Source organism: Nesterenkonia cremea, assembly GCF_014642675.1.
GTDB classification, from domain to species: Bacteria; Actinomycetota; Actinomycetes; order Actinomycetales; family Micrococcaceae; genus Nesterenkonia; species Nesterenkonia cremea.
This window is the reverse complement of sequence record NZ_BMIS01000014.1, coordinates 1-14022: the sequence shown is the minus strand read 5'-3', so window position 1 is coordinate 14022 and position 14022 is coordinate 1. Positions and strand designations below refer to the sequence as shown.

13 protein-coding genes are annotated in these 14022 nt (G+C 66.6%); 5 read left to right on the top strand and 8 right to left on the bottom strand.

Going from position 1 to position 14022, the window contains the following annotated elements; all coding sequences use genetic code 11:
* Nucleotides 1-187: 187 nt before the first annotated feature.
* The gene (locus tag IEW85_RS14825) at nt 188-931 is read right to left on the bottom strand and encodes an SDR family oxidoreductase (RefSeq protein ID WP_188686212.1); all 744 of its coding nucleotides are present in this window, start codon (nt 929-931) and stop codon (nt 188-190) included.
* A 99-nt stretch (nt 932-1030) separates the two neighbouring features.
* Between IEW85_RS14825 and sigJ the strand changes: the two genes are divergently transcribed.
* Nucleotides 1031-1915: an RNA polymerase sigma factor SigJ gene (gene sigJ / locus IEW85_RS12370; protein ID WP_188686211.1), complete on the top strand. Its 885-nt coding sequence runs from the start codon at nt 1031-1033 to the stop codon at nt 1913-1915.
* Nucleotides 1916-1961: 46 nt separating this feature from the next.
* Here the strand turns inward: sigJ and IEW85_RS12365 are convergent, their stop codons facing one another.
* On the bottom strand, nt 1962-2396 hold the full coding sequence (locus IEW85_RS12365) for a VOC family protein (RefSeq protein WP_188686209.1): 435 nt from the start codon (nt 2394-2396) through the stop codon (nt 1962-1964).
* Nucleotides 2397-2741: 345 nt separating this feature from the next.
* Here IEW85_RS12365 and IEW85_RS12360 point away from each other — a divergent pair, with 345 nt between their 5' ends.
* On the top strand, nt 2742-3401 hold the full coding sequence (locus tag IEW85_RS12360; RefSeq protein ID WP_188686206.1) for an NADPH-dependent FMN reductase: 660 nt from the start codon (nt 2742-2744) through the stop codon (nt 3399-3401).
* Nucleotides 3402-3550: 149 nt separating this feature from the next.
* On the opposite strand, the gene IEW85_RS12355 is transcribed toward IEW85_RS12360, so the two are convergent.
* Nucleotides 3551-3970, bottom strand: coding sequence for a VOC family protein (locus tag IEW85_RS12355; protein ID WP_188686204.1), 420 nt, complete (start codon nt 3968-3970; stop codon nt 3551-3553).
* 136 nt (nt 3971-4106) lie between these two features.
* On the opposite strand from IEW85_RS12355, the gene IEW85_RS12350 reads away from it, so the two are divergent.
* Entirely contained in the window at nt 4107-5648 is a 1542-nt protein-coding gene (locus tag IEW85_RS12350; protein ID WP_188686202.1) for an MFS transporter, read from the top strand.
* On the opposite strand, the gene IEW85_RS12345 is transcribed toward IEW85_RS12350, so the two are convergent.
* Nucleotides 5579-8641 carry an AfsR/SARP family transcriptional regulator gene (locus IEW85_RS12345; protein ID WP_188686200.1) on the bottom strand — a complete coding sequence of 1021 codons (3063 nt, stop codon included), beginning with the start codon at nt 8639-8641 and terminating at the stop codon, nt 5579-5581. The genes IEW85_RS12350 and IEW85_RS12345 overlap by 70 nt on opposite strands.
* A gap of 21 nt (nt 8642-8662) precedes the next feature.
* Entirely contained in the window at nt 8663-9184 is a 522-nt protein-coding gene (locus tag IEW85_RS12340) for a ferritin (RefSeq protein ID WP_188686198.1), read from the bottom strand.
* Between the two features lie 151 nt (nt 9185-9335).
* Here IEW85_RS12340 and IEW85_RS12335 point away from each other — a divergent pair, with 151 nt between their 5' ends.
* Entirely contained in the window at nt 9336-10337 is a 1002-nt protein-coding gene (locus IEW85_RS12335; RefSeq protein ID WP_188686196.1) for an aldo/keto reductase family protein, read from the top strand.
* An 88-nt stretch (nt 10338-10425) separates the two neighbouring features.
* Nucleotides 10426-11613: a hypothetical protein gene (locus tag IEW85_RS12330; protein WP_188686194.1), complete on the top strand. Its 1188-nt coding sequence runs from the start codon at nt 10426-10428 to the stop codon at nt 11611-11613.
* Here the strand turns inward: IEW85_RS12330 and IEW85_RS12325 are convergent, their stop codons facing one another.
* The 3 genes from IEW85_RS12325 to IEW85_RS12315 all read right to left on the bottom strand — a co-directional run bounded on the left by IEW85_RS12325 (nt 11614) and on the right by IEW85_RS12315 (nt 13755).
* On the bottom strand, nt 11614-12168 hold the full coding sequence (locus IEW85_RS12325; RefSeq protein WP_188686192.1) for an acyl-CoA thioesterase: 555 nt from the start codon (nt 12166-12168) through the stop codon (nt 11614-11616).
* 22 nt (nt 12169-12190) lie between these two features.
* Entirely contained in the window at nt 12191-13024 is an 834-nt protein-coding gene (locus IEW85_RS12320) for a winged helix-turn-helix transcriptional regulator (RefSeq protein WP_188686190.1), read from the bottom strand.
* A gap of 122 nt (nt 13025-13146) precedes the next feature.
* The gene (locus IEW85_RS12315; RefSeq protein ID WP_188686187.1) at nt 13147-13755 is read right to left on the bottom strand and encodes a DUF1648 domain-containing protein; all 609 of its coding nucleotides are present in this window, start codon (nt 13753-13755) and stop codon (nt 13147-13149) included.
* Nucleotides 13756-14022 lie beyond the last annotated feature (267 nt).

Below are 14022 nucleotides of genomic sequence, written 5' to 3'. Positions count from 1 at the left end.
CCCTCACGCGGAGGGGAGAGCTGGGACAGCACTGGTGCTGGTGGCCACGGGGGTGTTGCTGGTCCTGCTGGCCAAGTTCACCTTTGCCCGGCAGAGCCCTCCGCAGAAGACGTCAGCCACGCCCTGATCTCGGCGGGCGCTTCCAGCGGGAGAAGGTGCCCGACGCCGGCCTCATCCAGTCATGCCATTACTTCTGCTGTTCCAGCCATTCGGGGAATGACTGGTTTCCCAACTGAGCCCCGGCGCTCGGCAGCTGCAGACCGGCAGCCATGCCTCGCATCATCGGCATAGGCAGGCGCACAGGCACGACCAGCCGCCTGCTCCCCTGGCTGTGTGCATAGCCGCGAACCATCTGGGCCAATTCCTCTTCTCGGGGACCAGCGAGGTCCGCAGCCCTGCCCATTGGCTCCCCCTCGGCCAAGCTCACCAGATTCTCAGCGACCTCCCGGCCGGCCACGGGCTGCACCCGTGCACGTGGGGCCAGCACAACCGGCCCCAAGGTGGAACGCTGCAGGGTCTGCGCCGCGAACTCATGGAACTGTGCCGCACGCAGAACGGTGGTGGGGACGGCGGCGTCGTCGTAGATCTTCTCCATCGCCAACTGACCCGCGTAGAAGCCATACGGGTTCCGGTCCACCCCGATGATGGACAGACGCACCACATGTGGCACTTTCACGGTTCCAGCTGCAGCCAGGACATTCTTGGCCGCCGCACTGAAGAACTTCACAGCGGGTGAGACAGAAAGTGTGGGCATGCTGGACACATCGACTACAGCGTCGGCGCCGCTCAATGCCTCGTTGAGCCCCTCGCCGGTGGTGACATTGACGCCAGTCCTGCGGGATGCGGATGTGACCTCATGGCCTCGCCCCCGGGCTGCCGCGACTGTCAGTGAGCCGACTGTTCCTGTTCCGCCGACGACGGTGATCTTCATTTCGGTGTTCCTCTCCATATCGTTCGTGCTGCGCAGGAATCTGCATCTATAGAGACGACGAGACGGCCGGCCAGATTGTCAGGTGGGATCATGGGGAACATGACTGCCGAGCTTCTCGACATCGACGGCGAGCGTCCCCGGCTTCTGGGTCTGGCCTATCAGATGTTGGGCACTGTGGCCGATGCCGAGGATGCGGTGCAGGAGGCGGTCAGCAGGTTCTATGCGCTGCCGGATCAGGAGAGGGCGGCGGTTCAGCGACCTGGGGCTTGGCTGATGCGCACCACTGGTCGGGTTGCTCTGGATGTGCTGAAGTCTGCCCGCCACCAGCGGGAGCTCTATGTGGGCGAATGGCTCCCTGAACCCATTCCTGGACATGGTGGGGAGCTCAAAGGCTCCTCTCCGGAGTCGTATGCAGTTCTGCAGACCGAGGTCTCCTATGGACTCATGGTGGTGCTGGAACGGCTGAGTCCCGCCCAGCGGGCGGTGTTCGTGCTGCGAGAGTCATTCGGTCTGGGGTTCCCCGAGATCTCAGAGGTAGTGCTGCGCAGTCCCGGGGCCTGCCGGCAGTTGGCATCTGAGGCCCGGAAGAAGATTCAGGCTGGCGAATCCACTCGTGATTCTGAGGAGACCGGGCATGGTCAGCTGGTGCGAGCCTTCGCGCATGCCTGCTCCACCGGTGACATAGCGGAGCTGACGAGGCTGTTGGACCCCAGTGTGGAGCTGAGGTCCGATGGCGGCGGAGTCGCCTCGGCTGCACGTCGCCCGGTCATCACCGCAGTGAACGTCGCCAAGATGCTGGTGGGGCTACGGCAGAAGTATCCCGAAGCTGAGGTTGAACGTGTCACCCTGGCAGGGGGCGAACAGGGTGCGCTGCTCCGCCTGGGTGAGGAAGTCGGTGGGCTCATTGCCTGCGGCACAAGCAGCGGTGTGATCGCCCAGGTGTGGATCATGCGCAATCCGGAGAAACTGCAGCTGTGGCAGTAGTGGCTGCTGAGACTTGAACCGGCTGAGCCGCTGCTTCCCTAACAAGTCAGTCCAGGCAGAACTCGTTGCCTTCGATGTCCTGCATCACCTGGCAGGACTCGTTGATGCCGTCAGCTTTCAACAGCTGAAGGCGGCGTGCACCCAGAGCTTCGAGGCGTCGAGCTTCGGCATCGAGGGCGGCGAGCCTTTCATCGCCGGTGAGCCCGGTGCCGGTGCGGATATCGAGATGGACTCGGTTCTTGGTGGTCTTCTCCTCCGGTACCCGTTGGAAGTACATGCGCGGTCCGACGCCGTCAGGGTCCTCGGCCGCCCAAGCGCTGCCTTGTTGTTCCGACGGCAGGGCAGCGTTGAACTCATCCCAGGAGCCGAACCCCTCGGGAACCGGCGGATCTTGGTACCCCAATGCGACCTGCCAGAACTTCGCGACAGCACGCGGATCTTCACAATCGAAAGTGATCTGCACCGTTTTTGCCTGTGACATAGGGGCAGGCTACAGCGGCCCAAACCGGCAGGCCAGAGCTGCCATCACGCGGTCCGGCGGACCTACCGATCGGCTTGCTGCCCCGCATAGTGCAGCTATCGGCGGGCAACAGGTCACGCGGCTGGTGGACACGACCACAGTTCCTGCTCCCTGCCGCAGGCACCGCCGCGACAGTCGCAGTCGCCATCGGCTGGGGCCACGACTCCGCGGGCAGCGGGGATCACCAGCCCCTTCCCTCATCTGCGCCAGATCGTGGCCTACCGGAGGGGTTCCGGAACAATCTCGGAACACCACCCCTCCACACTGGCAGCGCACAGACCCCCACACTGAGCGGAGGAGAGCACAATGCCCACCCCGGACAAGCCCACCCTGGCCATCATCATCGGCAGCATCCGTCCTGACAGGTTCGGCCCGACGCCGGCAGCCTGGTTCGCCTACGAGGCACAGCGTCATGGTGCCTTCGAGATCGATCTCATCGACCTGGCGGACTATGACCTCCCCATGGAGCTGGCCGGAAACGACCCTCACGCCGAACCACCCACAGATGTCGCACGGCTGGGCCGACGCCTGGCCGCAGCAGATGCCTTCGTGCTGGTGACACCGGTCTACAACCGCAGCTACTCCGCAGCCCTCAAGACCGCCATCGACTGGTTCTACGGGGAGTGGGCCCTGCGCCCGGTCTCCTTCATCTCCTACGGAGGCACCACGGGCGGTCTGACCTCCATCGAGCACCTGCGCGGCATCTTCCCCGAGTTCCCCTCGGTGACGGTGAAGAACTTCATCTCGCTGCCCGACTTCTGGACGCGCTTCGACCACGACGGACACCCCGTGGACAGCGAGGCGCTGCGACCACCGGCAACTGCTGTGCTCGACGAATTGGCCTGGTGGGCGCCCCTGCTCCGCCGTGCCCGTTCCACACGCCCCTACCCCGGGCTGGACTTCGCTCTGGCAGACGGCCAGGCGTCCCCCGCGGCAGACCTCGCCCCCGCAGCGGCCGAGGCGTAGCGTGAAGACCATATCGTCACATGCGCCGTCACATGCGCTCCCCGCTGATGTGCCCAGCGCTGCTGGAGGTCATCGACGACCCAGCCACACACCACCGAGCGTTCGGGTTCGGCAGCACCACCACGAAAGCGGCGTGAACCGCTGATCGGTCAGGGCTTCGGCACCACGATCTCGTTGACCAGTCCCGGAGCGCAGGCGATCTCCCAGCGGTATCCATCCGGATCCCCGAAGTATCCGCTGTACCCGCCCCAGCCGCGTCTCACCGCCGGCGAGATCGGATCCGCACCTGCCTGAGCCGCCGCAGCCAACACGGCGTCGACCTCATCCTCGGAGGCGACATTATGCGCCAACGTCAGCGGGGCGACGCCGACTCCCGAGCGAATCGTCCCGACCTCCTCCTCGAACTCCTCCGCAGCCCACAGCGAGAGCAACAGGTGCTCTCCGGTACGGACCATCAGCACGCCGGGCGCCTCCAGCTCGGGCGTCCACCCCAACCCTGAGATGTAGAAGTCCCGCGAGCGCCTGACATCGGAGACGGCCAACGTGATCAGTGAGATGCGCTGCTCCATGCCTGAACGCTAGCGCCTGCGCCGGCCCGCCGCCAGGGTCGGGCACGCTCTGACTCAGTCTCTGCTCCGGCGGTGTTCCGGTTCTCCGTTCCACCTCCGGAACAGAACCGGAGCGCCCCGGGCGCAGCCTGAGTCCATGACGACACACACAGAGAACGACGCCGTCCCCGCCTCCCCGCCCAAAGCCACGGTCAAGCAGTGGCTTGGTCTGATCATCATGGTGGTCCCGCTGTTCATGCTGGCCACCGACGTCACCGCGCTGTTCCTGGCCATGCCTTCGATCACTGCCGACCTTCTGCCGGTGGGCTCCCAACAGCTGTGGATCCTGCACATCGGTGAGTTCCTCAGCGCAGCCACGATGATCACCTTCGGCCTGCTGGCCAGCCGAATCGGTGCCCGCAGGCTCCTGCTGAGCGCGGTGACCGTCTACGGACTGGCCTCCCTGGTGGCGGCCTTCGCGCTCAACCCAGAGATTCTCATCGGCGGCCGGGCCCTGCTCGGCATTGCTGCCGCCGCCTTCACCCCGGCCGGGATGATCCTGGTCCGCCGGACCTTTCGGGACCCCAAGCAGTACAACATCGCCTTCGCCACCTACATGGCGGCATTCACTGGCGGCATGGCCGCGGGTCCGCCCTTCGGCGGGCTCATTCTGGAGCACTTCTGGTGGGGCGCCGTCTTCCTGATCAACGTGCCCATCGCCGCAGTGCTGCTGATCGGCGGGCCGTTCCTGCTGGAACGCAACCATGCCGACCGATCGGTACGGATCGATGGGATCTCCGTGGTGCTGTCCATCACCGCCATCCTGACTCTGGTCTATGGACTCCAGGAGCTCTCCGCCGCCGGACTGTCCTGGCTGCCGCTGCTCTCCTCCAGCCTCGGCGTGGGCCTGTTGCTGCTGTTCATCCGGCGGCAGCGTACCGCGGCCCACCCGCTGCTGGATTTGGGCCTGTTCCGCATCCGAACGATCCGGGTGCTGCTGGTGGTGCTCTGCGCGGTGATGTTCAGCATGTCTCTGGTGGACATGCTGCTCCCCCAGTACATTCAGCTCGTCCGCGGACTCAGCCCCCTGGAGGCCGGACTGGTGCTCTTGGCACCTGCGATCGGAAGCACGGTCGGCGCGATGCTGACTCCGCTGTTGGCCGGTGCCAGAGACATCGGGCTGTCCCTGGCCGCACCGTTGGCGATCACCGGTATCTTCGCCGCGGCGCTGATCCTGTGGCTTCCGGAGGCGAACCTGGCGGGCCTGATCACCGCGCTGACGCTGATCACCCTGGTGGCGTCCTCCGTGATGACCCTGCTCTCCCAGCTGATGATCAGCGCAGCCCCGGAGGAGAAGACCGGATCCGCCACCGCACTGCAGGAGGTCGCCGCCAGTCTCAGCATGGCGTCCTCGCTGGCCCTCCTCGGCGCCGGAGCGCTGGCCCTCTACCGGACGGTGCTCACCGGCTGGTCCGAGGGCCACATCCCCGAGGACGCCGTGGAGACTGCCGGAGAGAGCTTCGGCGCCTCCGGTGCTGTCCTTCCGCAGCTGGACTCCTCCCAGGCAGAGGCTCTGCTCTCGGCGGTGGAGGAAGCCTTCACCGCAGTTCTGCAGGCCGGTTACGGTGCCTACGCCCTGACCTCGCTGCTGCTGGCGGGTGTGGTGGTGCTGCTGACCCGGCGTCGTCCGCTGGACTGAAGCTCCGCGGGAAGAACCTCCTCGGAGAAGTAGCGCCGCAGCGCATGACCCGCGTTCACCCGATCCCTGGGCGACATGCGACCGAACAGCTGCTGGGACCGATGATCCTCCCCTCGGCGCTGAGCGAGCATAGCGGCCAGCGCGTCATGCAGAGGCAAGCAGTAGACGAAGGCCACCCGCTGGGCGATCCGGTGACCGCGCCTGAGGTGACCTGTGGCCTCGTCGAGACTTCCCTCCCGCAGACGCAGGGCAGCGTGCACCAGCTCCCAATAGGCCATCTCGCTTTCCAGGTTGAGCTCAGCGCTCAGGGCGAGGACCTCCTCGGCCAGGCGGCAGGACTCCTCCCTTCGCCCCTGGGCCTCAGCCCAGAGATGCTGAACCCCCAGAGCCTGAGTCAGGCCGTAGACATCGCCATGGCTGCGCAGGATCTCCTCCACATCGCCGCCGTCCGGCATCCCTTGGGGAGGCTCCTCCCAGAACTCCAGCAGGAACCAGTCCCGCTGAGTGGAGCCGAAAGCCGCCGCCCGCACGTCGCCGGCCTCCAGAAGATATCCGATCGCCTCATCGGCCAATCTCCTGCCACGCTCACGGTGCTCAGCATCGGCATACATGACAGTGCTGGCGAACCACTGAACCTGCATGCGGGCCAGCTGGCTCTGCTCATCAGCGTCGAAGGCTTCGAGGGACTCCAGGACCTGACCCACCTTCTCTCCAGGGAGGCGGTCCTCCACCGTGCGAGCGAGGACGCGCAGCTGAGCATGGGCACGGCGCTCCTGGGGGCTCTGACCCGGATTCGGACAGTCGGCCGCTGCGGCGAGATCTTCGAGCAGGGAATCCATCCGGCCGGTCATCCACCGATACCAGAAAGTGGAGAGGACCAGTGCCACCGCGCTTGCTCCGTCATGGCGCCGCAGAGCCTCGGTGACCGCCGCACTCAGATGTGATCCGGCTTCATCGATCCGCCGGACCCAGTCACGGGCCTGAGGCCCGAAGAGGAACTCCCGGGCGCAGTCGACGAGGTTCCGGTGATACTCGATATGCCGGGCGACCACCGCATTCCGCTCCCCAGAGTCCTCCAACCTCTCCGCCGCATAGGTCCCGACAGTCTCCAACAGGCGGTACCTGACCTGGCCCTCAACCTCGGTGACTGAGACCAGGCTGCGCTCCACCAGCCTGGTCAGCGCACCCAGCACACGACGCCGCGGCAGCAGCACAGTTCCATCGGCACTGATGACGCTGTGGTCAGCCTCCGGGCAGGACTCCTCCCCGAAGGACGGCCGGCGCTGGGAATCCGCACAGACCTGATCGATCACATCCAGACGCCAGAGCACCGGATGCACGGCCAGACGCCGCAGCAGGACCTGCTCCTGCTCATCGAGCAGCTCCCAGGACCAGTCCAGCATGCCCCGCAGGGTCTGCTGCCTCCGCGGTGCTGCCCGCCCCGGGCGGGCGAACAGATCGAGCCGATCGGTGATCCGCTCCAACAGGTCCGGCACGGAGAGCACCGAGGTCCGAGCCGCGGCGAGCTCCAATGCCAGCGGCAGCCCGTCGAGTCTGCGGCAGAGCTCGGCCGCGGCGGCCAAGGTGCCGGCGTCGTCGGCCATCGCAGAGTTCACCGCACGGGCACGGGTCATGAAGAACTCAGCGGCCGCACTCTCCACATCCTCCGCCGGCAGCTGGGGCACCACCAGCCGCTGCTCCTCGGCCAGACCCATCGGCTCACGACTGGTGGCCAACACCTTCACCCCAGGTGCTCGGCGCAGCAGCCCATCGGTGAAGGCGGCCACCTCGTCGATGACGTGTTCGCAGTTGTCCAGGACCAGCAGAGCCTCCCGGGCCTCCAGCGCCGCCATCACACGGGCGGGGATCTCCTCCCCGCCCTGCCAGGGCGAAGAGAGGGACAGCGCCTCAGCGGTCATCCGGAAGATCCGGTCCGCGGGGCTCCCTTCCTCTTCACCGCGACGAGGCACTTCGGTCAGATCGACGAACCACGCCCCAGCCCCGCTCTGGTGCACCAGCTGCCCGGCCGCGTGCACCGCCAGCCGGGTCTTGCCGATGCCGCCGACCCCCAGAAGGGTGATCAGACGGTGCTCGCCGAGCAGGCTGAGCACCTGCTGGGTCTCCTCTTCGCGGCCGAGGAAGGCTGAGGCGTAGGCGGGGAGCCGGCCGCCGGCGTCGGGAGCCTCAGGTGCTCCACGACTGTCGGCCGCGCCCTCGCTCCCGCCGGCGTCCGGCACCTGCTCCATGACCTCCGGCTCCTGGCGCAGAATGCTCAGGTGGAGCTGCTGCAGCGCCTCCGTAGGCTCGATCCCCAGCTCATCGGCCAGATGCCCACGCAGCCGCTCGTAGGCCGCGAGCGCCTCCGGCTGACGGCGGGTGCGGCAATAGGCCAGCAGCAGCGGTGCGGCCAGCCCCTCCCGCGTGGGGTGCTCGGTCAGCGCCGGACCGGCCAGGGCCACCGCGCGCTCAGGCCGCCCCACAGACACCAGCGCCTCCGCGCAGAGCTCCAGGCCGCGCAGCCGCGTCTCCTCAAGGTCGGCGATCTCTGCACTGAGCCACAGCTCATCGGCGAACTCCACATAGGGCCGGCCGTGCCACAGCTCAAGGGCGCTCTCCAGCATCTGGGCCCGCCGATCATCGGCGGGCAGCTCAGCAGCACGCCCGACGGCGGCCCGAAGGACGGCGGCGTCGAGCGCCTCTCCCTCCAGTTCGATCCGGTACCCGCCGCCAGATCTGCTCACCATCTCCCTGCCTCCCGCAGTCGCCTGCTCCAGCAGGGCGCGCAGCTGCGACAGCTTGGCCTGCAGCACCCGTGAGGGGTTTCCGGGGAGATCCTCGCCCCAGACTCGACTGATCAGGGTCTCTGCGGGAACAGCTTCTCCGGCATTGAGGGCGAGGGCAGCGAGCAGCGCCCGGACCTTGCGCTCCGGGATCTCCAGGGGACTGCCGGCGTCGTCGACGAGCCGGACAGCGCCGAGGACCTCTGCCCGCATGACACCTTCAGCCTCGCCCGGTCAGGCGCTGTCGGCCTCTGTCCCTCCGGACTGGCGGGCGCCGAGGGCCTCATCGAGCTTGAGCAGGCCGGGGCCGTCATCATCGATCAGGCGAATCTTGCCGATCAGCTCGGACACCATGGCCTCCTCCTCCAGCTGCTCGTCCACGAACCAGTTCAGCAGCGGCAGGGCATCGATGTCGCCCTCCTGCTGGGCCAGTCGATAGAGGTTGCGGATGGCTTCCGAGACCTTCTCCTCATGGGCCAGAGCAGCCTGGAACGCCTCCAGGACGCCGCCGGCCCGCACACTGACCGCCCCGATGGCCTGGATGCGCGGGTGGGCGTCGCGGTCGGTCATGTGGTCGATGAACTTATTGGCATGGACCACCTCTTCATCGGCCTGGACGCGGAACCAGGAGGCCATGCCCGGCAGGTCGAGCATGTCCATCTCGATGCCGAGCTGACGGTAGACCAGGGATGCCTCCAGCTCCAGGGTGACCTGAGCGTTGAAAGCTTCCTCCAATGTGCCGGTGAGCTGTGCCATGAGGAGTTCCTCCAATGGGTGAGGGGTCGATGGGACCTCGGGTGCTCCTCCTCACCCTAGCCCTGCCGAGGGCGCCTGGATAGGGTGAGATCAGACAGGGTCCGGAGCTCTCCGGACCGGCACCGGCCGACCGATCAGAGAGTGAGCCACCGTGGAATTCCGATACCTGGGCAACAGCGGACTGAAGATCTCCTCCGTCACCTACGGCAACTGGCTGACCCACGGCTCGCAGATCGAGAACGACGTCGCCACCCGGTGCGTCCATGCCGCACTCGAGGCCGGCATCACCACCTTCGACACCGCCGACGTCTACGCCAACACGGTGGCCGAACAGGTCCTGGGCGATGCTCTGGCCGGCCAGCGGCGCGAGTCTCTGGAGATCTTCACCAAAGTCTATTTCCCCACCGGACCCAAGGGCCCCAATGACACCGGCCTGAGCCGCAAGCACATCATGGAGTCCATCAACAGCTCGCTGAAGCGGCTGGGCACCGACTATGTGGACCTCTACCAGGCCCACCGCTTCGACTATGAGACGCCGCTGGAGGAGACCATGCAGGCCTTCGCCGATGTGGTCCGCCAGGGCAAGGCCCTCTACATCGGCGTCTCCGAGTGGACCGCGGAACAGATCCGCGCCGGCCATGCGCTGGCCCAGGATCTGGGCATCCAGCTGATCTCCAACCAGCCGCAGTACAACATGCTGTGGCGGGTGATCGAGCCGGAGGTGGTGCCCGCCTCGGAGGAGCTGGGCGTCAGCCAGATCGTCTGGTCGCCCATCGCCCAGGGCGTGCTGACCGGAAAGTACCTGCCGGGCCGGCCGTTGCCCGAGGGCTCGCGGGCCACCGATGAGGAGGCCGGCAAGTTCATCCAGCGCTATATGGAGGAGGATGTGCTCACCGCCGTGCAGAAGCTCAAGCCCATCGCCGAGGATCACGGACTGACCCTGGCGCAGCTGGCCATCGCCTGGGTGCTGCAGAACCCGAACGTCGCCTCCGCACTGGTGGGCGCCTCCCGGCCTGAGCAGATCGCTTCGAATGTAGCCGCAGCCGGGGTCACGCTGGACAGTTCCACGATGTCTGCCATCGATGCGGTGATCAGTCATCTGGCCCAGGACGACCCCGCGCTGACGACGTCTCCGGAGCAGCGGCTGACCTGAGATACGTCACAATCGTTATGAAACTGTGCCCCTGCTCCCGTAGAATCGGGCACAGTTCCATACTCCCAAGAAGACAGAGGGCAGACGCGTGACCAGCGCCAGCGATGACCTGCGGGCCACCGCACCCTTGTGCGTGCGCGCCCGTACGACCCTCTGTGCCGCGGTGCTCACCGGCGGCATCGTCTTCCTGGGCGCGGGTCCTGCCTCCGCCTCCGCTGCCGCGCAGACTCCTGAGGAATCTCCCTCCCCCACCACGGCCATCGACGCCTCCGAACAGCAGGCCGTTCAGCAGGAGGACGACGCCGAACAGGACGCCGACGAGGGCGAGACCGCTGAGCCCGGCCAGGCCGAGCAGGACCCGACTGACGAACCGGGCCAGACTGTGGAGCCTCCGGCCGATCCCACCGCCTCCGATTCTCCGGAGGACGGCGAGGAGCAGAGCACTCCGGAGACGCCGCCCTCGCAGGAGGACGAGCAGGACAGTGAGGCCACCTCAGAGCCCTCCCCCACACCGGATCCAGAACCCTCCCCCACACCGGATGAGGACGAGGACGCCGGCAGCGAGCCCTCGGAGCCTGAGGCACCGGAGGACCCTGCTCAGACCCCTGAGGGCCCTGAGCAGTCCCCCGAGGGCCCTGAGCAGTCCCCCGAGGGCCCAGAGACCGAACCGAGCGACCCGGCGACCTCCAGCCTTCAGTGCAGCTCCACGACGGTTCGGTCCGGCGGGACCGGCACCGTCCAGGTAGGCGGCGCCGAATCCCTGCAGATCGCCAACGGCTCCACAGGCGTCTACGGCGGAACGGCTGAGATCTCGGGGACCTCCGTGGTCTACCACGCCCCGAGCAGCGAGACGGGCACCGACTCCTTCCTGGTGGAGGACACTGTCGGCAACGGCAGCTGCACCGTCTCCTTCACTGTGACCGGAGGCTCTGGGGCCGAGGAACCAAGCGACTCCGACGACACCACCAGCCCCAGCGGCCCGACCGGTTCCGGCGGTGCTGCCGGCACCGAGGCATCGGCACCGAGCACCGCGCCCGCCTCCGGCCCGGAATACACCCTGCCCGGCACGCCCAGCACCGAAGACCACTCCACGCCGGAGGCCGGCCAGGACGATGGTACCGAGCAGTCGGACCAGGACGATGAGGACAGCGAAGACGAGGGGGGTCTGGCCGAGACCGGAATGGACTCAGCCAGCACCCTGGCCGCCCTCTTCCTCGCACTGGGTGCGCTGCTCTCCGGGGTCGCGGCCCTGATGGTCGCCCGCCGTCGCATCTGATCAGAAGACGTTCGGCGCAGGCTTCCTGGCCGAAGGCAGCGCCGTGTCCCGGCGCCACTGGGCGATCTCCTCGCTGACCGTGAAGCCCTCGGGCATCTCATAGCCCAGATCTTCGATCATCTCGGCGATCTGCTCATTGGTCACCGGACCCTGCTTGCCGACCAGGCGTCCTGCCACTACGGCGCGCACGTAGATCTCACCGTCGACCACAGCACGGTGCTCGATGTAGAAGCAACGGTCATCCATGCCGATCAGCCGGGTGTGGATCTCGAACTTGGTCATGAAGGTGACCGAGCGGCGGAAGGTGATCTGCTCCGCCTGGACCACCGGGTGCCAGCCGCGCTCCTTGGCGCCCTTCCACATGCCTGACCGGGCCATGAGGTCATAGCGGCCGAGGTCGAAGAGCGAGAAGTACTGCCCGTTGTTGATATGCATCAGGATGTCGATATCGGTGGGCAGCGCCCGCAGCGTGATGACGCTGGTCTCCCAGGGGGTCATCGTGGGACGACGGCGAGCCTTCAGCAGAATCAGCAGAGTACGGAATATCACATGCATAGGCCCAGCCTATACACATCACTTACTCTTCAGTAACCTGCTCGCCCGTATGTTCTGCCTGCTCAGAGTCATCCGCTGCATCATCATCCTGTGCCGAGGCCGAGGCCGGGGCTGAGGCTGGGCGCAGCACATAGCCGGCGCCGCGGACCGTGTGGATCATCCGCGGCATGTCTGCCTCGATCTTCTTACGCACATAGCTGATGTAGAGCTCGACGATATTGGCCTGGCCGGCGAACTCGTACTCCCAGACCTGCTGGAGGATCTCCGACTTCGACAGCACGGTGCGGGCATGACGCATCAGCAGGCGCAGCAGACGGAACTCGGTGTCCGAGAGATCGATGTCCTTGCCGGCGCGGCGCACAGTGCGGGCGGCGGTGTCCAGCACCAGATCACCCACCTCCAGGCGTTCGCCCTCGCGGCGCTCCGGCAGGCGGCCGGTGAGGAAGTGCAGGCGCCGCAGGGACTCCTCCACGTCGATGGTGCCGGTCATATGGTCGTCCACGGGGCGGCACAGGTGGAGGATCTCCTCCAGGTCGGCCTCGGCGTCGAACCAGATCAGAGCGGCGGAATGCTCGCGCAGGCGGTGCAGCTCCTCGAGGATCTCCTCCAGCTGCGGGATGCGCCGGCTGGCACGGGCATCGACCAGCAGCACCTCGGGCTCATCCTCCTCCGCGCTCTTGGAGGCGATCTCCCGGTTGGGGGCATGCAGGACTTTGACGTCCAGGCTGCGCAGACGCTGGGTCAGCTCGGAGACGGCGGGAGAGGGCCCGCCCAGGATCAGCACCGGGGAGGAGACGCGCAGAGATGCGGGTGCGCCGTTTTCGTCCAGCGTCCCGCCTGCCGCTTGAATACTCACGTTGGCCTCCCTCCTGATCTATCCTGCCGCGTCTGCCGCCGGATCACAGGAACAACACAGCTTTCAGAGTATTCCAGAAGGGGCAGGATCGCCCAGCCGGACCCGCCACGAGCCTCTCCTGCCTACTTCAGCGTGAGCATCTTCCAGATGAAGTACCCCGAGCTCAGCATCAGCATCCCGACCCCGACGAGGGTGAGGGCGGCAGTCTCTGCTCCCGTGATCGCGGGTAGAGCCATCCCCAGAGTGGTCATCGCCAGGGAGGCGGTGGTCCACACCATCAGCTGGGCACCGTTGCGATACTGACGCTGGACGTTGCGTTCATTGAGCTCACGCGGATAGTTGTAGATCCGCGGATACCTGGCCAGGACTGCGCAGCCGAGGGTGCCGACCAGCAGTCCGAGGACAGGCCAGACCATCGTCGCCGGGGAGCCATAGGTGACGTCACCGCTGAATCCCCACCGCACGGGAACCTCCTCCGACATGGAGGGGATCTGCAGCAGCGTGTAGACGCTCACCAGCACTGCGACAGCCACGGAGGACGCGAGCAGTCCACGGTGGAAGGGATCCATCCGCACTGCAGGCTGGGGGCGCGACTTCGCCGTAGGGTAGACCAGCGTGCCGTGGTCGTCACGGAACGGCTTCCCGGTCCGCATAGCCTCAGTCCAACTGGTCTCCACCTCTGGATCGCGCCCCTCGAGCTCCCGGCCCAGACCTTGCGACTTCTCCCCCATGCCTGCTGTCCTTCCTGTGCGCCCGAGCCTTCTTGGACACCACCCTGCCAGATCCTGGCAGCCCTTCGCCGATGGGTGGGCATGGAGCGTCACCACCCCGGATCACCCCGCCCACTTCCCGCAGATCGCCGAATTCAGCCCTCGGGTTCTAGTGAACGTCGCAACGACCTGACCGTTCAGGAGTTGCAATGCCCAGACGTGAATCCTCTCGAGGAGAGCCTTATGCCGAAGCGGTGAAGGCTGACTGCCTTCGCCGCTTCGGCCAGA